The sequence below is a fragment of the Kitasatospora sp. NPDC114501 genome, from assembly GCF_055633695.1.
Window position 1 is genome coordinate 467,518 of the sequence record NZ_JBVKDS010000003.1, and the last position, 17,915, is coordinate 485,432.

Below are 17,915 nucleotides of genomic sequence, written 5' to 3' on the forward strand. Positions count from 1 at the left end.
GGAGTTCGCCCACCTCACTGGTGAATGCTGAATCCGCGACGTCAGGGCCATGGCGCCCCGGAGCGGCCACTCCGGACGACGCCACCATTCGCACGTCCAGTTCAGGGAGACCAGCGTGTCCCGTATTCGCGCAGCCGCCGCCGTCACCGCCCTCGGGGCGTTCCTCCTCGCCGGTCTCGGTGCCGCCACCGCGCACGCCGACGACGGCGCCGGTGCGATCGACCACTTCAACGGCAGCGTGGTGAACAACGCCGGCTCCGGCAACATCATCGGCGATGTGCACGGCAACGTGGTCAACACCCAGCAGACGGCCACCGGTTCGGGTGCGAGCAACCAGACCAACGGCGTCGCGGTGACGGGCAACAGCGGGACCGTCGGCGCCCTCCAGGGCAACGGCAACGGCAGCGGCAACGGCGGCACCGACGCCCAGGCCCCCCGCCCGCGCGTCCGCTAACCGGGCCCGTCCCCCGGGATCCCCAGCACCGCCCGGCCGAGCCGCAGCAGGCAGTCCCCCAGGTCCGGCCGGGCGCTGTGCGGGCGGTTCCGCACCCCGTCGTTGACCAGCGCGAACAGCGCGTGCACCCGGATCCGGGCGGCCGCCGGGTCGCAGTCGGGGCGCACCTGCCGCAGCAGCCCGACCCAGGTGCGCAGGAAGTCCCGCCGGAAGTCCACCGCGGCCCGGCGGTCGGGCGGGGCCAGCCGCTCCGTCTCGCTGAGCATCGCGCCCAGGTAGTCCCCGTTGCGCAGCGCGAAGCCGACGTACGCGCCCAGCCCGGCCCCGAGCGCCGCCCCGGGCCCGGCGGCGGCCGCGATCGCGCCGTCCACCTCGTGCCAGAGCCGCTCCCGGCTGCGCACCAGCGAGGCGGCGAGCAGCTCGGCCTTGCTGTCGAAGTGCCGGTACACGCTGGGGCCGGAGATGCCGACGGCGGCGCCGAGTTGGTCGGTGCTGACGTTGTCGAAACCGCGCTGGTGGAACAGCCGCACGGCCGCCGCGAGCAGTTCCTCCCGGCGCGCCCGCGGCCTGGCCTCCGGCGCCGGTGCGGCGCCGGGCCCCGCGGCCGTACCGTCCAGGGAGACCGCGAGGACGGCCGCGACCAGCTCGCGCAGCAGCGCCTCGGCCCGTCGGGGCTGCGGCGCCGCCGACTGGTAGGAGAGCCCGGCGCAGGCCGACAGCGCCGACCAGCAGAGCAACTCGGCGTCCCCGGCCGGGAGTTCCGGCCGCTCCGCGCGCAGCACCGCGACCATCAGGGCGACGACGGCGCGCAGTTCCCGGCGCAGCGCCGCCCGCCGGGCCGGCGGCAGCAGTCGGGCGTCGCGCTGAACCAGGGTCCCGAGCGGGCGGTGGCCGACCGCGACGGCGGCCAGCGCGGCACCGAGGTCGGCGGTGCCGCGGGCCGATCGCAGGCCTTCGGCGAGCGCGTCCAGGCCCAACCGGACGGCCCGGTCGAGCAGTTCGGGCTTGCCCCGGAAGTGCCGGTAGAGCGCGGGCGCGGTGATGCCGACGCCGGCGGCGACCTCGGTCATCGAGACCTGGTGGTAGCCGCTGCGGTGGAAGCGGTCGGCGGCCACGGCCAGGATCTGGGCGCGCCGCCCGGGCGGCCGTCGGACCACCATGGCGAGCCTCCCTCCCGTTCGGCCGGGTAGTGGCCGGCATCGGCCCGGTACCGGAGCGGCGCCGGAGCGACGCCGGGACCGGCCTGGGCCGGCGTCGACGGAAGGCTAGCAAGGATTCACTTCGTACCCCGCCGGCCGTCCTCCGCACGGCCTCTTCACCCCCGGCCGACTCTGGACAGCCGAAGCTACCCCGGATTAACTTGTGGGGCCATCACCAGGCAGGTTCCGCCCCGGTCGGCAGCCCCGGCCGGTGCCGTCGAAGGGAGCGCCGCCGTGCGCCGCACCGTGTTCAACGAGGACCACGAGGCCTTCCGGGAGACCATCCGGGACTTCATCGCCAACGAGGTCGTCCCGGTCTACGAGAGCTGGGAGGCCGACGGCCACCCGCCGCGCGACTTCTACCGGCAGCTCGGCGCGCTCGGCGTCTACGGCATCGAGGTGCCGGAGGAGTACGGCGGCGCGGGCGAGAGCGGCTTCAAGTACCAGGCGGTGATCGCCGAGGAGACCGCCCGGGCGGGCGTGAGCTTCGGGTCCTCCGGCGTGCACACCGGCCTGGTGCTGCCGTACCTGCTGGAGTACGCGAACGAGGAGCAGAAGCGGCGCTGGCTGCCCGGCTTCGTCTCCGGCGACATCATGACCGCGATCGCGATGACCGAGCCGGGCGCCGGCTCCGACCTCGCGGGCATCACCACCACCGCGCGGCTTTCCGAGGACGGCACCCACTACGTCCTGAACGGCGCCAAGACCTTCATCACCGGCGGCGTGCTGGCCGACCTGGTCCTGGTGGTCTGCCGCACCGCCCCGTACGACCCGGAGAACCGCCGGGCCGGGCTGTCCATCCTCTGCGTGGACACCGCCTCCGAGGGCTACACCGTCGGCCGCAAGCTCCAGAAGATCGGCCTGCGCACCTCGGACACCGCCGAGCTGGCGTTCAGCGACGTCCGGGTGCCGGTGGAGAACCTGCTCGGCGAGGAGGGCCGGGCCTTCTCCTACCTGACCCACAACCTGGTGCAGGAGCGGCTGGCGATCGCCGTCGGCGCGTACGCGGCGTCCGCGGCGGCGGTGCGGTTCGCGGTGCAGTACGTCAAGGACCGCAAGGTGTTCGGCAAGGCGGTGGCCGAGTTCCAGAACACCAAGTTCACCCTGGCCGACTGCGAGGCCCAGGTGGTGGCGCAGCAGTCGATGGTGGACCGGGCGCTGGAGCTGTACCAGGACGGCGAGCTGACCGTCGCGGACGCCGCCGCGGCGAAGCTGTTCTGCACCGAGTCGGCGTCCACCGTGATCGACAAGTGCCTCCAGCTGCACGGTGGTTACGGCTACATCCTGGAGTACCCGATCGCCCGGCTCTACACCGACAACCGGGTGTTCCGGATCTACGGCGGCACCAGCGAGGTCATGCGCAGCATCATCGCCAAGTCGCTCGGGCTGTAGGGCCGTTCGGGCCCCGGGGAGGACGGCCGGGCGGGCCCGCGCAGTCGGGCCCGCCCGGCTCGGGCCGGCCTAGTTGGGCGAGCCGTGCTCGGTGCGCCAGGCCTCCCAGCCGGCCGTGGACGCCACCCGCGCCTCGTGCAGGGCCCGTTGGGCGAGGGCGGTCGGCGGGGTCTCGAGGCCGCGCAGCCAGCTCCGGCCCGCGGTGACCAGCGCCACGCAGACCATCGTCGCCCCGGCCGCACTGAGCGCCGTGCCGATCGCGGTGAGCACCGCGCCGCCGGCCAGCAGCGAGCGGTTGACCTGGAACCCGCTGAAGATTCTCTGGTTGGTCGCCATGCCTCCACGATGCGGGCAGTCGGCGGGGGCTGCACCTCGGGCTGCTCGCACCGGACGCTTCCCCCTCCCGCAGCGGACGGCTCCGGCGCCTCCGGGTGCGGGGCACCCGGGCGTCCGCGACCCTGGGCTCACGGGGGCGTGCGCGGAGCGAGGAGGAGGCGCGATGCCCGATCTCGAACAGCTCGCCGTGGAGCACGCCGCCCTGGCGGCCGAGAGCCCGCACGGGCGCAGCGCCCATCTGGTCCTGCACGACGGGATCCTGCGGCAGACCGTGATCGCGCTGACCGCGGGCACCGCGCTGGACGAGCACAACCCGCCCACCGCGGGCAGCGTCCAGGTGCTGCGCGGCCGGGTCTCGCTGACCATCGCCGGCCGGCGGCTGGAGCTGGCGGCCGGCCGCCTGGAGCCCGTCCCGCAGGAGCGGCACGGGCTGCTGGCGCACGTCGACTCGGTGGTGCTGCTGACCGCCGTCACCGCGTAGCGGGCCCGGCCTCCCCGGGGTTGAAGACGCTGTCGCAGACCAGCCGCAGTCCGCGCAGGAACTCCTGCCCGCTGGGCGCGAGTTCGGGCGCGGCCAGCCACTGGGCGCAGTAGCCGGCCAGCAGGGTCTGGTAGAAGGACCCGCGGGCGACCTCCTCCGCGGTGTCCGGAACCTCGGGCAGCCCCTGGAACAGCGCGGCCAGCCCGAGCCGGCCCTCCTTCTGGGCCGCCGCGAAGGCCTGGGCCAGGTCGGGGGCGTGCCCGGCCTGGGCGAGCGCCTCGAACTGGGCCGCCCAGAGCCCGCGGTGCGTGACGAAGACGTCCCGCAGGCCGTCCCAGACGGCCGCGAAGCGCACCTCCGGGTCGTCCGACACCTGGTTGGCGGCGATCACCACCGCGCCCAGAGCCTCCCCCATCTCCCCGATCGCCTCGATCATCGCCGCGTTGAGCAGCGTCTCCTTCGAGCCGAAGTGGTAGCCGATCGCGGCCAGGCTGACGCCGGAGGCGGTCGCGACGTCACGGGCGGTGGTGCGCCCGTAGCCCTTCTCGTACAGGCAGCGCTTGGCGCCGGCCATCAGGTCTTCGCGGTTTCCCATGCCCCGATCCTACGGAAGTTCTGGACGGATGTCTCGCACAGGCGTCTCACTCGGTCGTCTTGTACGAGCGATTTACACATACGTACTAGACAATCGTCTGACTCATCCGTACGGTCTTCCCCATGACCGCAACCACCGGCCGCGCAGGCCGTCGCGAATGGATCGGCCTGGCCGTCCTCCTGCTCCCGACGCTCGTCCTCACCATGGACATGGGCGTGCTCTTCTTCGCCGTCCCGTACATCTCCACCACGCTGGCGCCGAGCGGCACCCAGCAGCTGTGGATCATGGACATGTACTCGTTCGTGCTGGCCGGGCTGCTCATCACGATGGGCGCGCTGGGCGACCGGATCGGCCGCCGCCGACTGCTGATGATCGGCGCCGCCGGCTTCGCGGGCGCCTCGCTGCTGGCCGCCTGGTCGCACGACGCCGGCCAGCTGATCGCGGCGCGGGCGGCCCTCGGCGCCGCCGGGGCCACCGTGATGCCCTCGACCCTCGCGCTGATCCGCAACATGTTCCACGACCCCAAGCAGCGGCAGATCGCACTCGGCGCCTGGGGCGGCATCCTCACCGCCGGGGCCACCCTCGGCCCGGTCGCCGGTGGCCTGCTGCTGGAGCACTACTGGTGGGGCTCCGCCTTCCTGCTCGCCGTCCCGGTGATGGCCCTGGTCCTGCTGACCGCGCCCGTCCTGCTCCCCGAGTACCGCTCCACCGTCCTCTCCCGGCCTTCGGCCGGGGGGACCCCCAGCGGCCGCTTCGACCTGCTCGGCGCCGCGCTCTCGCTGGCCGCGATCCTGCCGCTGGTCTACGGCGTCAAGACGATCTCCGTCGAGGGCTGGAGCCCGCTGCCCGCACTCGCCGTGGCCGCCGGACTGCTGCTGGCCGGTGCCTTCGTGTGGCGCCAGCGCACCGCCGCGAACCCGCTGCTCGACCTGAGCCTGTTCCGGATCCGCACCTTCAGCGGCGCGATCAGCGTCAACACCGTCGCGATGTTCGCGATGATGGGCTTCTCCCTCTTCACCTCGCAGTACCTCCAGCTGGTCAAGGGCATGAGCCCGCTGACCGCCTCGCTCTGGTCACTGGTGCCGAGCGTGGGCGTCGGCGCGGCGGTCGGGATCAGCTCGGCGCTGGCCGGGAAGGTCCGCCCGGCGGTACTGATGGGCGGCGGCTTCCTGGTCGGCTCGGCGGGCTTCGCGATGATGACCCAGGTCGGCGCGCACTCCCCGCTGCCGCTCGTCCTCACCGCGGCCGGCGTGCTGGCCGCCGGGACGGTCGGCACCATGACGATGACCGCCGAGATGGTCGTCTCCGCCGCCCCGGTCGAGCAGGCCGGCGCCGCCTCCGCCACCTCCGAGACCGCCGTCGAGCTCGGCAGCTCGCTCGGCATCGCCCTGCTCGGCGCGGCCGGCGCCGCGGTCTACCGCCACCGGCTGGACGGCGCCCTGCCGGCCGGGGGCGACGGCGAGGCCGCCACGGCCGCCCAGGACACCCTCGGCGGCGCGGTCACCGTCGCCGCCCACCTGCCCGGCCGGCTCGGCACCGACCTGCTGGAGACCGCCCGCACCGCCTTCACCGACGGCCTGCACGTCGCGGCCGTGGTCGGCCTGGTCGCCGCCCTGGGCGCGGCGGTCCTGGCCTACCGCCTGATGCGCCACCTCCCGGCCGCCGCCCCCGTGGCCGCCCCCGCGCCGGAGGCCGTCGCCGCCTGATCCGTCCCGGCCCGATCCACGCGAGTCATCGAGAGCCCCCGCCCACCCCGGGCGGGGGCTCTCCGCCGTCCCGGACCGGGCGGGGAGCGGACGGGCGGGCGGGCCGTGCAGCGGGTGGCAGCGCGGCGGGAGTGGGTGGGCCTGGCGCACATGCGGTGTGCGGGCCCGGAACGGCGGGCGCCGGGACGGCCCGGCGTGCCAGGGTGGCGGCATGGGTACTGACCACGCGCGGGTGCGCGGGAGTTACGACACGGTGGCCGAGGAGTACCTGGGGCGGATCGGGGACGAGCTGGCGCACAAGCCGGTCGACCGGGCACTGCTGCGGGCGGTCGTCGAGGAGGCGGCCGGCGGGCCGGTGGCGGACCTGGGGTGCGGCCCCGGGCACGTGGCCGGGTGGCTGGCCGGGCAGGGTGCGCAGGTCGTCGGGATCGACCTCTCGCCCCGGATGGTCGAGCTGGCCCGGCGCGAGCAGCCGGGGGCCGTCTTCCGTGCCGGGGACCTGCTGGCGCTGCCCGCCGCCGACGGGGAGTTCGCCGCCGCCGTGGCCCTGTACTCGGTGATCCACCTGGAGCCGGCGGAACTGACCCCCGCCTTCGCCGAGATGCGCCGGGTGCTGCGGCCCGGCGGGGTGCTGCTGGTCTCCTTCCACCTGGGTTCCGAGGTGCGGCGGATGGAGGAGTGGTGGGGCCACCCGGTCGACGTCGACTTCCACTTCCTGGAGACCGACACCGTCGCCGCACACCTCACCGGGGCCGGGTTCACCGTCGAGGCCCGGCTGGAGCGGGAGAGCCTGCCCGAGGAGGCCGCCACCCGCCGCGGCTACCTGCTGGCGCGTCGGCCCCGCTGAGCGTCGGGGCCCGCGCCGTTCGTCCACCGAGGGCACCGAACGCACGGGGCGCACCGAGCATGGTCGGCGGATGTGAGCTTCGGCACCCGGATTCGGCCGACCGGACGTCGCGGTACTCGCGATCCGTTCGAACGGCACCTGGTTTTTGGCCAGCGTTTCCCGGCTGGTGTATCCGTTCGCCGTAAGTGCCAGGCATACTGGCCAGCACGGGCACTAACGCCCGCCATGACCCTAGAGACAAGAAGGGACCGGTGGCCAGGGATGCTGCGTAACGGTCTTGAGCCCTGGCACATTCTCGTGGTGCTGGCGGTCGTCATCCTGCTGTTCGGATCGAAGAAGCTGCCCGAGATGGCCCGTGGTCTGGGCAAGTCCATGCGCATCCTGAAGGCCGAGACGAAGGCCATGCGCGAGGACGACGCCCCGGCGGACGCCGCCGCCGGCACCGCGCAGAGCACCGCCGCTCCCCAGCAGAGCGCCGACCGACCGGCCGTCACACCGACCAACGTGACCAAGGCCACCGAGACCAAGCGGCCCGAGACGACCGCCTGATCCCCCTTCTCCTCCGGAAAGCCCCTGGTGAGCCACCAGGGGCTTTCCGGCGTTCCGGGCCCTTCCGGACCGCTCGGTCAGCCTGACCGTCGACTGGCCGTCCGATCTACCCGGACCGGTGCTGGTGACGCTCCGTCTGCCCCGCGGGCCGGTCGCCGTGCTGGCGGTGCTGGAGCCGCTGGACGAGCCGCGGCGGGCCGAGCGGCCGCAGGGCGGCCTGAAGGAGGAGCCCCGGTCTCGGCCTGAGGGACGATCACCCGGGGCGCCACCCCTTCTACGCTCGACAGGGTGTGGGGAACGACGTGGAGGGGCGCGCGGCTACCGCGGCCCGCGCTGATCGCCTCCGGGCTGGGGTACCTGCTGCTGGCGGGCCGTCCGGAGACGCTGACGGCGACCGACTGGGCGGTCGCCGCCGGCGCGCTGCTGCTCGCGGCGCTCGGCGGGCGCCTGCCGCTCGCGGTGGCGCTCGGGCAGTGCGCGCTGACCGTCCCGGCCGTGGCGCACGCCGTGCAGGTGGAGGTGAAGGTCGGCGTGGCGGCGGCCTTCCTCGACCTGGCCCTACGGCGGTGGGGCCGGCCGGTGGTGTGGCTGGGGGCCGTGCTGCTCTGCGCGGAGCTGGCGCACGCCTGGCCGTCCGTGCCCGCCGCGCTCTACCGGACGGCGCTGTTCGGCGGCGTGCCGGTGCTGCTGGCCGGGTACCTCCGTGCCGCCGAACGGGTGCGGCGGGCGGCCGAGGAGCGGGCCCGGGAGGCCGAACGCAGCCGGGACCTCGCCGAGTGGGGCGCCCGGATGGGCGAGCGCGCCGCGATCGCCCGCGAGCTGCACGACATGGTCGCCCACCACCTGGCCTCCACCGTGCTGCGGGTCGGGGTCGCCCGGCACGTCCTGCCGGACGCCGACCCCCGGCTCACCGCCGTCCTGGACGACGTGCACGCCGGGGCCACCGCCGCCCTCGCCGACCTGCGCCGGCTGCTCACCGCCCTGCGCGAGCCCGACGCCGGGCAGCTGGCCCCGCTGCTCGCCGAGACCGCCGACCTGCCCGCCGCCGTCGCCGGGGTGGTGGAGCGGTCCCGGGCGGCCGGACTGCGGGTCGACGCGGTGATCGGCGGCCGGCTCGCCGAACTGGACGCCGTCGGCGGGCTGACGGTGCTGCGGCTCGTCCAGGAGGGGCTGGCCAACGTGGTGAAGCACGCCGGCCCGGGGGCGCGGGTCCGGCTGCGGGCGACGACGGAGGACGGGAACGTGGAGCTGGAGATGGAGAACACCGGCGGGGACGCGGGCCCGGCCTCCGTGGGCGGCGGCGGGCACGGGCTGCTCGGCATGCGGGAGCGGGTGGCCCTGGTCGGCGGCACCATCGAGGCCGGGCCGGTCCCGGACGGCTGGCGGCTGGCCGCCTGCTGGCCGCTGGGGGCGGCGGCATGACCGGCGTGCTGATCGTCGACGACCAGCAACTGGTCCGGGCCGGGGTGCGGATGCTGGTCGAGTCCACCGACGACCTGACGGTGGCCGGAGAGGCGGCGGACGGCGCGCAGGCCGTGGAGCTCGCGGTGCGGCTGCGGCCGGACGTGGTGCTGATGGACCTCCACATGCCGGGGACGGACGGCATCGCGGCCACCGCTCTGCTGCTGTCCCGGCTTCCCTCGGCCCGGGTGGTGGTGCTGACCACCTTCGACGACGACGACCGGCTCTACCCCGCCCTGGCCGCCGGCGCCTGCGGCTTCCTCGCCAAGGACGTCGAACCGGCCGCCGTGCTGGACGCGGTCCGACGGGCGGCGGCCGGCGAGAGCCCGTACAGCCCGGCGGTGCTGCGGCGGGTGGTGGCGCGGGCGGCGGAGGGCTGGGCGGGGGCGGAGCGGCGGGCATCGCCCGTGCACTTCACCGAGCGGGAGGGCGAGGTGCTGCGGCACCTCGCGGACGGGCTGTCCAACGCGGAGATCGCCGGGCGGATGCACCTGGGGGTGACGACCGTGAAGACCCACGTGTCCAACCTGATGACCAAGACGGGCAGCCCGAACCGGGTACGGCTGGCGGTGCTGGCCATCCAGCGGGGGCTGGCCTGAGCGGAGCAGTCCGACGGGCGGGCGGCGGCAGCGGCGGGCAGGCTGGGCGGGATGTCCGGGAGACCGCTGCCGCCGGCCGATCTGAAGGCCTGGTTCTGGCTGATCGGCGCGTCCGCGCTGCTGATGGCCGGGTACTTCACGCTGCCGCTGGAGTGGCTGGGCGAGCGCCGGCCGCTGGTGAGCTGGCTGGTGTTCGCGGGGGCACTGGTCGGGATGAGCTGGCTGATGCTGGTCAAGATCGTCGGGGTGCTGCGGGGCACCGCCAGACGGCCGGTGGTCTGGCTGGTCTTCCTGATCTTCCTGGCGCTGACCGTCTTCGCGGGCACGTACTTCGTGCTGGGCGCGCGCAGGGCGGAGTTCGCCGGGCTGGAGACCCGGCTGGACGCGCTGTACTTCACGGTCGTGACGATGGCCACGGTGGGGTACGGGGACATCACGCCGGAGGGGCAGACGGCGCGGCTCGTGGTGACGCTCCAGATCGGGTACAACTTCGTGTTCCTCGCGGCGGCCGCCGGGACGGCGTCCCAGGCGATCCGCGGGAACGTCGAGCGGAGGATCCGCGAGCAGGACTGAGCGCCGTCCCCGCCCACCGCGCCAGCCCGACCCGATCTTCCGATCCACTGTCAAAAAATCTCATCCGAGGCGAACTTGGCCGGACTCCCGGCGCACGACCGAGGACGCCGGGCCGCCCGCCGACACCCGGCCCGCACCGCGGTCCGGCCGACCGGGCTGCCTTGATCTGCGGCGACGCGGTACCCGTAGAGTGGCCTCACGAAATTCTCATGTGCTCGGTCGATCGGACGATGCGTTCCGCGGCGGCCAGGGGACCAAGAAGTCCGGGAGGATCCGTGGAAGGCCACGAGGTGCGCAAGCTCGCCGAGCTCGAAGACCGGCACTGGTGGTACAAGGAGCGGCGGATACTGCTGGCGCGGGAACTCGCCAAGTTCAGCAAGGCGGGCACCGCCCTGGACATCGGCGCCGCGGGCGGGGGCAACACCCGGGTCCTGCGGGCGCACGGCTGGAAGCCGATCGCGGTCGAGTACGGGGCGGAGGGCGCCGAGGTGGCCCGCGACCGCGGGCTCGCCGTGATGCGGGCCGACGCCCGCAGGCTCCCCGTCGCCGACGGCGCGATCGACCTGGTGGTCGCCTTCGACGTGCTGGAGCACATCGAGGAGGACGACGCGGCGATGGCCGAGATCCACCGGGTGCTGCGCCCGGGCGGGGTCGCGCTCATCGCGGTGCCGAGCGACATGAAGCTCTGGTCGGCGCACGACGTCGCGGTCGGCCACGTCCGCCGCTACACCCGCAGCACCCTGCGCGAGGTGGTGGTCGACAGCGGCTTCACCATGGAGACCCTGGACAGCTGGAACGTGCTGCTGCGCCCGGCCGCCGCCTGGCGCCGGAAGAAGAGCACCGGCAGCGACCTGGACGACGTGCCGCCCCTCGTCAACAAGGCGCTCAGCACGGTGATCGCCGCCGAACGCTACCTGCCGGTCAAGAAGCTGCCGGGCGTCTCCCTGCTGACCCGGGCCCGCAAGCCCCTCACCGCCGCCAAGTAGGCGCCACCGCGCGGGGAGCCTCGTCGGGGGCCGTCAGCCGCGGACCCACGGCGCCCGCCCGCGCCGCCCCCGTCGCGCTTCCGTCGGCCCCTCGCCCCGCGAGGGGCCGACTGGCGTTCGCCCGCACCGTTCTGCCCCCGGGGCGTCGTTCGGACGCCGGGGGTCACCCCACAGCTCTGTCCACAGGCTGTGGACAACGCCGTGCGTTCAGGAGCGGCTGGTGTCGATGACGCAGAAGCGGTTGCCCTCGGTGTCGGCGAGGACCACGAAGTCCGGGTCCTCGGGGTAGCGGTCCCAGTCGACCCGCTCCGCGCCGAGGGCGAGCAGGCGCTCGACCTCGGCTGCCTGGTCGGCGGCATCCCCCGCGTAGAGGTCGAGGTGGACGCGCGGGTGCTCCTGGACGGGCGACTCGCTGAGCCCCAGGGCGAGTTGCACACCGCCGCGGCCCCCGGCGGGAACGAGGACCGTCCAGTCGTCCTCGACCAGGCCGCCGCGCGGGACGCAGTCGAGGGCGGCCGTCCAGAAGGCGACGGCGCGGCGCATGTCGGAGACACCGAGGACGAGGGAACCGATCGTCAGCATGGCGCCATTGTGGCCTTCGAGCGGCGCGCACGGGCCGGGAACGCCCGGGGCGGGGCCCTCCGTCAGTCGTCCTGGAGGTCGGCGGCGGTGTGCAGGGTGGCGAACAGGGCCGACAGCCTGGCGTTCCAGTTGGCGTACGTCGCGACGTCGACGGCGTGCTTCTTGCCCAGGTCCTTGACCACCTTCTGGGCGTTCCTGAGCTCCTGGGCGGCGTCGTCCGGACTGCCCTCGTTGAGGCGTGCCGCAGCGGTGTCGAGGATCTTCAGCAGGTCCGTCTGCTTGTCCCGCTCCTTGCCGACACGGGCCTGGGCCACCGCCTGGCGGAAGGACTGGATCTGGAGCGCGGCGGGCTGGTTGCGCGGGACGGGCGGGGTCGACGCCGGGGCCGCCGACGGAGGGGTGGGCGCCGCGGAGGTCGCGGTGGAGGTCGCGGTCGCGGTCGGCGCCGGGGTGGTGGCCGGCCTGGAAGCCGGGGCGGTGGCCGCGGCCGGCTTGGCGGCGGCCGTCCTGCCGGCCGGTTCGTCGAAGGCGGTGAGCGCCAGCGCGGCGACGCCGGCCAGGCCCGCCACGCCCAACGCCCCCAGCACCAGCGGCTTTCGGCGGCCGCGGGCGGCGGTCGAGGCGGGAGCCGGCGCGGAGCCGGGAGCCGGTGCCGAAACGGGGACCGGCGCCATCATCGAGGTGGCGGCCGGCGGTCGGGGTGGCAGCACGGTGGTGTGCTGCTGGTTCGGCGCCGGTGAGTGGGGCACCGGCGGCAGCAGCCGGGTCGCCGCCCCGGCCGCGCTCGCGAGCAGCTCCGCCGTCGGATCGCCGACCATCAATCCAGGTACGGTGCCGAGAAGTTCGGCCCGGGCGGCGGCCGCGTCGGCCGGGCGGTCGGCCGGGTTCTTGGCCAGCAGCCGCAGCACCGCCGCGTCCAGCGCGGACGGCAGGCCCGGGCGGCGGACGGACGGCGGCAGCGGCTGCTCGCTGACGTGCTTGAAGGCGATCGCCACCGGGGTCTCGGCGGTGAACGGGGTCGCGCCGGTGAGCATCTCGGTCAGCACGCAGCCGACCGCGTACAGGTCCGTCCGCCCGTCCAGCTCCGAGGCGGTGGCCTGTTCGGGCGAGAGGTAGGCGGCCGTACCGAGCACGCTCGCGGTCTGGGTCAGGTTGCCGGAGGAGCCGGCCCGGGCGATGCCGAAGTCGACGACCTTCACCCCCCCGTCGTCGGTGATCATGATGTTCCCGGGCTTGATGTCCCGGTGCACCAGCCCGGCCGCGTGCGCGACCGACAGCGCTTCGCAGACCGCCGCCGCGATGCCGACGGCGCGCTCCACCGGCAGCGTCCGCTGCTCCGCCAGCAGCGCGGCCAGCGAACGGCCGCTGACCAGCTCCATGACGATGAACGGGGTGCCCTGGTCCACACCCGAGTCGAAGACCATGACGATCCTCGGGTGCGCCAGCATGGCCGCGTGCTGGGCCTCGCGGCTGAAGCGCTCGGAGAAGCGGGGGTCGTCGGCGAGGCCGCCGTTCAGGACCTTGACGGCCACCTGGCGTCCCAGTACCCGGTCCACCCCGCGCCAGACGGTGGCCATGCCGCCGACGCCCAGCATGCCGACGAGTTCGTAACGCCCGTTCAGCGCCCGTCCGATCACCTGGAGCTCCCCTCACGTGCCCTGCCCGGGGTCCCGGGCCGCCTCGTGCACCTGTGCACGATAGCCGCACTGCCGAACGGGCCGACCGGGGGCGGAGGGTGGCGGTCGGGGGACCGGGCAGCGGTCCCCCGGCCGCCGGCACGGGGGTGCGGCCCGCCCTGACTGCGGGAGGGCGGGCCGCACTTTTCCGGGCCGGCCGGACCGGCGGGCGCGTCCGGGGTGCGCCCAGCGGTCCGGCCGGGGCCGGCCGGGTGGTCGGCCGGCACGGGGGAGCCGACCGGCCACCCGGGGTCTTCGGGTGGTACTGCTACCCGCTGGTGGTGCGGGTGGTGCTGGTACCGCGGGTGGTGCTGTTCCGGATGGGCGGCGAGCCCGGGGGGAGTCGCTCGCCGCCCACCCGGAGATCTGGGGCTACCTCGCGGCCGACTGTTCGTCGTCGGGCCGGTCGGTCCTGCTCGGACGGACGTCCTGGGTGGTGGCCGGGCCGGTCGGTACGGGCGCGACGGTCACGCCGGCCTTACCCCCCGGCCTGGCACCGGTGCCGCCGTTGCCGGCGCCGCCGGTCCGGCCGCCGTCGGTGCCCCCCTTGCCGGCTCCGGCGCTGGCTCCGGAACCGCCACCGGCCCCGGGAGCGGTGCCGGTGCGGGCGGGATCGCGGCTCGGGTTGGTGGCGCCCTGGTGGTCGCCGTCCCTGTCGCCGATCGCGGCCGCGCAGTAGTCCGCCACCCGGTCCGCGCCGCCGGCCGCCGCGACCAGCGGTCCGTACAGCGCCTCGCCGGCCAGCCGGCCCGGGCGCTCGCCCTTGGCCGTACGGTCGGCGAAGGCGGTGCAGAGGCCGAGCAGCGCGGGCGGGACGGCCGAACGGCCGCCGCGCCCCTCGGCCGTCGGGGTGCCGGGCGTCGCGGCGTCGGACGGGACGACCGCCTGCGGTCCGGCGGAGGCGGTGCCGGACGGATCGGCGGAGCCGGACGCCACGGCACCGAACGGGGCCACGCCGACGGACGAGCCGGCGGCCGCCGGGCCCGACGCGGAGCCGGTGGCCGCGCCCTGGCCCGTGAGCCCGCGCTCCGGCGCGGACGGGCCGCCGCCCAGCGGGGACGGCAGGTTGCCGGTGCCGGCGGCGACGGCCACACCGCACAGCGCGGTGGTGCCGAGCACGACGGCAGTGGCCTTCGTGCTGAAGGCCCTGGCCAGCGCGGCGGTTGCCATCGATCGTCTCCGGACGGGGGTCGGTGTCGGTGCGGGCGTGAGACGCGCCTTCCGGAACGCGGCCAGGGCGGCCTCCTCCCCGGCCAGTTCCTCGGCCGTCGCGGGGGCGGCGGCCGCGGCGAGCACCCGGGCGAGCTGCCCGGGACCGCCGTCCGGTCCGGTGAGCGAGGCGTCCTGCCCGGCCGACGGGCCGCCCACGGCACCACCGAGCAGCTGCTCGGCGGCGTCACGGTCGATCCGACGGGATCGGTTGGTGCTCATCTCATGTCCTTCAGCGTCGCGGCCCGGTGTTCTGTCACACCCTGCGGAGAACTTTTTTTCGCGCGTTTCCCCGGGGGTCGCCCGGCGGCCTCGCCCACGCTCACTCCGGCGGCCTTCCCGGAGTCCTCAGGGCCCGGTCCGGCACCGGTTCCGCCACCGGTTCCGGCCGCCGCTCCGGCGCCCCGGGCGGCCGGGATGCCGACCCCGGAGCCGAGCGGCTCGACCAGCTTGGCCAGCCGCCGCAACCCTCGGTGGGCGGCCATCCGGACGGTGCCGGCCCGCTTGCCGAGCACCTGGGCGGCGCTCTCCGCGTCCAGTTCCATGACCACCCGGAGCAGCACGGCCTCGGCCTGGTCGCGCGGCAGCCGGGAGATCAGGGCCAGCGCGTCCGCGGTGCCGACCGTGGCCAGCGCCGCCCGCGCGGTGTCGTCGCCCGCCGCCAGCTCGACCAGCTGCTCGAAGGGCAGGTCGGTGACCGGACGGCGGCGGCGGGCGCGCAGGTGGTCGAGGGCGCGGTGCCGGGCGATGGTGGCGGCCCAGCCGCGGAAACCGTCCCCGTCGCCGGAGAAGCCGCGCAGGTCGCGGGCGATCTGCAGCCAGGTCTCGGAGGCGATGTCCTCGGCGTCCTGCACGTCCTCCGGCCGGCCGCCGACCAGCACCCGCAGGTAGCGCAGGAGAGCCGGCTGGACGGTCCGGAACAGCAGCCGGAACGCCTCCTCGTCCCCGTCCTGCGCGGCCCGGACCGCCTCGGTCAGGTCGGGGGGACCGGGGGCCGGGCCCGGCGGCGGTGGCGGTGGCGGGTCGGCGGGTGGTACTCGTCCGGACCGGCCGACGGGGCTGTCGGTGCCCGCTCCGGGGCGCTCTGCACTCTGCACCCCCCACATGATGCGCCATTCGGGCGACGACTTCGGCGCCGGCCGAAAGACCGAGCCGACCGGGGCCGAGGTCCCGAGGACCGCTGCCGTTCGCCCGCGGCCCGGAGGGGCCCGCCCCGCCTACGTTGTCGGTGGGCGAAGCAGTCCGGGCAGCCACCCCGCCCCGGACGCCGGTCCGCCGACGTGCCCGGTCCGCCACCGCGCCCCCGCCGCGACCGATTGTGCACGCACGACCCTTGTCGGCCCCGGGCGCACGAGCCCGCATGGTTTGAGCCGTCCCGCCGGGGACCAGCACCGACCGGGGGCCGTCGGCGACGGGGCCGCCCCGGGCGGCCCGATCAGCGGGACGAGCGGCACGGACGAGCGGCACGCCCGACACGTCCGACCGGCGCGCACGACCGGCACCGGCCGGCACGACCGATCGGCAGGGAGAGAACATGATGACGGCCGCCCACGAGCTCCACGCGGAGGGCCTGCGCGAGCACCTCGCGCCCGCGCTGCGCGCCCTGGGCCTCACCGGGTGGCGCCGGACCTTCAGCCTGCCGGACGAGACCCACTGGCTGCCGCTCGGCCTGGTCGAGCGCCCCGCCGCCGACCGGGTGCCCTTCACCTTCGAACTCAGCGCGGTCCGCCGCACCGACTGGACCCTCATGGACCTCCCCGGCCACCGGCCCGACCCGCGCACCCGCTACGGCATCGAGACCTGGCGGGCCCGGACCGGCGAGGTGCTGCCGGTCGGGGAGGACGTCTGGTGGGAGGTGCTGCCCGGGCCGCGCCGGTGGCTCCCGCTGGACGACGCCGTCGCCGCCGTCCGCCACTACGGCCTGCCGGAACTGCGGCGCCGGGCCGAGGGGGACCGCGCCCCCACCGGGGAGGCCTACCTCCTCCCCGCCGAACTGGAGGCGGTCAACGCCGCGCTGCCGACCGCCGCGGTGGCCCGGGTGCGGCGCGCCGAGCCGACCGACAAGGCGCTGGTGCTGACCAGTGCCTGGACCCGCGGCGACCGCGTCGCCCGGACCGTCCTGGACGGCGTGGCCCGGGGCTTCCTGTCCGCCGACGACGAGCGCTTCGGCACCGTCCGCTGCCTGGACACCCTGGGCCGCGAGCTGTGGACCTTCCCCGACGAGGAGTAGGCCGCTCCCCGCCGAGGGTGCACAAATCCGCAGGTCGGAGCCGGCGTCACGGCACGCGCCATGACAACTGTCACGCGGAGGAGGCAACGGACGGCACTGCTCTGACGGGGGATCGGACCGAAAGACTGGAGGCACGACGCGGGCAGCGGCCCGCGGCCACCAGTCGGGGAGGAACCCACCGTGAGCCAGACCGTCAGCGCCGCCGCCGTCCCCAGCACCGCCACCGCGGACGCCGCCCACGCCGCGGCGCCCAACCCGCTGGCCTCCGGTCTCCGCCCGCTCGCCCTCGACGTCGCCGCCCCGCTGGCCGGCTACTACCTGCTGCACTCGGCCTTCGGCCTGAGCGAGGTCGCCGCGCTGGCCTGGAGCAGCGCCTTCCCGGCCGCCCGGACGGTCCTCGGCCTGCTGCGCGAGCGCAGGCTCAACCTGTGGGCCGCCCTGATGCTGACCGTCAACCTGGCGGGTCTGGCGCTGACCTTCGTCACCGGCGACGCCCGGCTGATGATCGCCAAGGACGGCGGCCTGAGCGGCACCGTGGCGCTGGCGATCCTGGTCTCCGGTCTGCTCGGCCGATCGGTGATGACCCCGATGGTGATGCCCTTCCTCACCAAGGGCCGGCGGGAGCGCACCGCCGCCTGGCAGCGGCTGGTCGAGGGCCGGGCGGCCGGCTCGCGGGCCTTCCGCCGCCACGAGCGCCTGTTCGCGGGCATCTGGGGCACCGCGCTGCTGGCCGAATGCGCGGCCCGGGTGGTCGGCGCCTTCACCCTGCCGGTGTCGACCATGGCGTGGCTGTCCACCGTCCTGCTGATCGGGGCGATCGTGACCGGCTCGGTGTTCGGCCGGATCGCGACCGAGCCGATGGAGCGGCTGGTCCGCGCCGAGGCCGAGGCCCCGACCGCCGCCTGACCACCCGGTCCGGCCCGCCGACCATCCGGTCCGCCACTCCCCGACCACCTGGTCCGCCACTCCCTGAACAGCCGGTTCCGAGGACCCGAACAGCGAGGAACCATCCGGATCTCCCGGGAGTCGTTACATAACGA

The 17,915-nt window shown here is 75.3% G+C and carries 19 protein-coding genes; 12 read left to right on the forward strand and 7 right to left on the reverse strand.

The window, feature by feature from the left end:
* Positions 1-115: 115 nt before the first annotated feature.
* A complete protein-coding gene (locus ACZ7RU_RS08595; RefSeq protein WP_470340119.1) occupies positions 116-454 on the forward strand; it encodes a hypothetical protein in 339 nt (112 codons plus the stop codon).
* Here ACZ7RU_RS08595 and ACZ7RU_RS08600 read toward each other — a convergent pair.
* Positions 451-1,614 carry a TetR/AcrR family transcriptional regulator gene (locus ACZ7RU_RS08600; protein ID WP_470340120.1) on the reverse strand — a complete coding sequence of 388 codons (1,164 nt, stop codon included), beginning with the start codon at positions 1,612-1,614 and terminating at the stop codon, positions 451-453. The two genes, ACZ7RU_RS08595 and ACZ7RU_RS08600, sit on opposite strands and share 4 nt — an antisense overlap.
* A 273-nt stretch (positions 1,615-1,887) precedes the next feature.
* Here ACZ7RU_RS08600 and ACZ7RU_RS08605 point away from each other — a divergent pair, with 273 nt between their 5' ends.
* A complete protein-coding gene (locus ACZ7RU_RS08605) occupies positions 1,888-3,045 on the forward strand; it encodes an acyl-CoA dehydrogenase family protein (RefSeq protein WP_470340121.1) in 1,158 nt (385 codons plus the stop codon).
* Positions 3,046-3,114: 69 nt separating this feature from the next.
* Here the strand turns inward: ACZ7RU_RS08605 and ACZ7RU_RS08610 are convergent, their stop codons facing one another.
* Positions 3,115-3,381, reverse strand: coding sequence for a hypothetical protein (locus ACZ7RU_RS08610; protein WP_470340122.1), 267 nt, complete (start codon positions 3,379-3,381; stop codon positions 3,115-3,117).
* Between the two features lie 163 nt (positions 3,382-3,544).
* Here ACZ7RU_RS08610 and ACZ7RU_RS08615 point away from each other — a divergent pair, with 163 nt between their 5' ends.
* Complete coding sequence (locus ACZ7RU_RS08615; protein ID WP_387752703.1) at positions 3,545-3,862, forward strand: cupin domain-containing protein; 318 nt, start codon at positions 3,545-3,547, stop codon at positions 3,860-3,862.
* Here the strand turns inward: ACZ7RU_RS08615 and ACZ7RU_RS08620 are convergent.
* A complete protein-coding gene (locus ACZ7RU_RS08620; RefSeq protein WP_470340123.1) occupies positions 3,852-4,457 on the reverse strand; it encodes a TetR/AcrR family transcriptional regulator in 606 nt (201 codons plus the stop codon). The two genes, ACZ7RU_RS08615 and ACZ7RU_RS08620, sit on opposite strands and share 11 nt — an antisense overlap.
* A 122-nt stretch (positions 4,458-4,579) precedes the next feature.
* Here ACZ7RU_RS08620 and ACZ7RU_RS08625 point away from each other — a divergent pair, with 122 nt between their 5' ends.
* The 7 genes from ACZ7RU_RS08625 to ACZ7RU_RS08655 all read left to right on the forward strand — a co-directional run bounded on the left by ACZ7RU_RS08625 (position 4,580) and on the right by ACZ7RU_RS08655 (position 11,178).
* Positions 4,580-6,163, forward strand: coding sequence for an MFS transporter (locus ACZ7RU_RS08625; protein ID WP_470340124.1), 1,584 nt, complete (start codon positions 4,580-4,582; stop codon positions 6,161-6,163).
* 211 nt (positions 6,164-6,374) lie between these two features.
* Positions 6,375-7,010 carry a class I SAM-dependent methyltransferase gene (locus ACZ7RU_RS08630; protein ID WP_470340125.1) on the forward strand — a complete coding sequence of 212 codons (636 nt, stop codon included), beginning with the start codon at positions 6,375-6,377 and terminating at the stop codon, positions 7,008-7,010.
* 261 nt (positions 7,011-7,271) lie between these two features.
* A complete protein-coding gene (gene tatA, locus ACZ7RU_RS08635; RefSeq protein WP_470340126.1) occupies positions 7,272-7,559 on the forward strand; it encodes a Sec-independent protein translocase subunit TatA in 288 nt (95 codons plus the stop codon).
* Between the two features lie 288 nt (positions 7,560-7,847).
* Positions 7,848-8,981 carry a sensor histidine kinase gene (locus ACZ7RU_RS08640; protein ID WP_470340127.1) on the forward strand — a complete coding sequence of 378 codons (1,134 nt, stop codon included), beginning with the start codon at positions 7,848-7,850 and terminating at the stop codon, positions 8,979-8,981.
* Positions 8,978-9,619: a response regulator gene (locus ACZ7RU_RS08645; RefSeq protein ID WP_470340128.1), complete on the forward strand. Its 642-nt coding sequence runs from the start codon at positions 8,978-8,980 to the stop codon at positions 9,617-9,619. Before ACZ7RU_RS08640 ends, ACZ7RU_RS08645 begins: the two co-directional genes overlap by 4 nt.
* Before the next feature lie 51 nt (positions 9,620-9,670).
* A complete protein-coding gene (locus tag ACZ7RU_RS08650) occupies positions 9,671-10,192 on the forward strand; it encodes an ion channel (protein ID WP_470340129.1) in 522 nt (173 codons plus the stop codon).
* Positions 10,193-10,467: 275 nt separating this feature from the next.
* Positions 10,468-11,178, forward strand: a complete 711-nt coding sequence (locus tag ACZ7RU_RS08655; protein ID WP_470340130.1) for a class I SAM-dependent methyltransferase — start codon at positions 10,468-10,470, stop codon at positions 11,176-11,178.
* Positions 11,179-11,385: 207 nt separating this feature from the next.
* Here the strand turns inward: ACZ7RU_RS08655 and ACZ7RU_RS08660 are convergent, their stop codons facing one another.
* From ACZ7RU_RS08660 to ACZ7RU_RS08675, 4 genes are all read right to left on the reverse strand, one after another.
* A complete protein-coding gene (locus tag ACZ7RU_RS08660; RefSeq protein WP_470340131.1) occupies positions 11,386-11,760 on the reverse strand; it encodes a VOC family protein in 375 nt (124 codons plus the stop codon).
* A 62-nt stretch (positions 11,761-11,822) separates the two neighbouring features.
* Positions 11,823-13,397 carry a protein kinase domain-containing protein gene (locus tag ACZ7RU_RS08665; protein ID WP_470340132.1) on the reverse strand — a complete coding sequence of 525 codons (1,575 nt, stop codon included), beginning with the start codon at positions 13,395-13,397 and terminating at the stop codon, positions 11,823-11,825.
* Positions 13,398-13,808: 411 nt separating this feature from the next.
* Positions 13,809-14,867, reverse strand: coding sequence for a hypothetical protein (locus ACZ7RU_RS08670; RefSeq protein WP_470340133.1), 1,059 nt, complete (start codon positions 14,865-14,867; stop codon positions 13,809-13,811).
* Entirely contained in the window at positions 14,864-15,622 is a 759-nt protein-coding gene (locus ACZ7RU_RS08675) for an RNA polymerase sigma factor (RefSeq protein WP_470340233.1), read from the reverse strand. The genes ACZ7RU_RS08670 and ACZ7RU_RS08675 overlap by 4 nt, the downstream gene beginning before the upstream one ends.
* 557 nt (positions 15,623-16,179) lie before the next feature.
* Here ACZ7RU_RS08675 and ACZ7RU_RS08680 point away from each other — a divergent pair.
* Complete coding sequence (locus ACZ7RU_RS08680) at positions 16,180-16,875, forward strand: hypothetical protein (protein ID WP_470340134.1); 696 nt, start codon at positions 16,180-16,182, stop codon at positions 16,873-16,875.
* Positions 16,876-17,055: 180 nt separating this feature from the next.
* Positions 17,056-17,781: a VC0807 family protein gene (locus tag ACZ7RU_RS08685; protein WP_470340135.1), complete on the forward strand. Its 726-nt coding sequence runs from the start codon at positions 17,056-17,058 to the stop codon at positions 17,779-17,781.
* Positions 17,782-17,915: the final 134 nt, after the last annotated feature.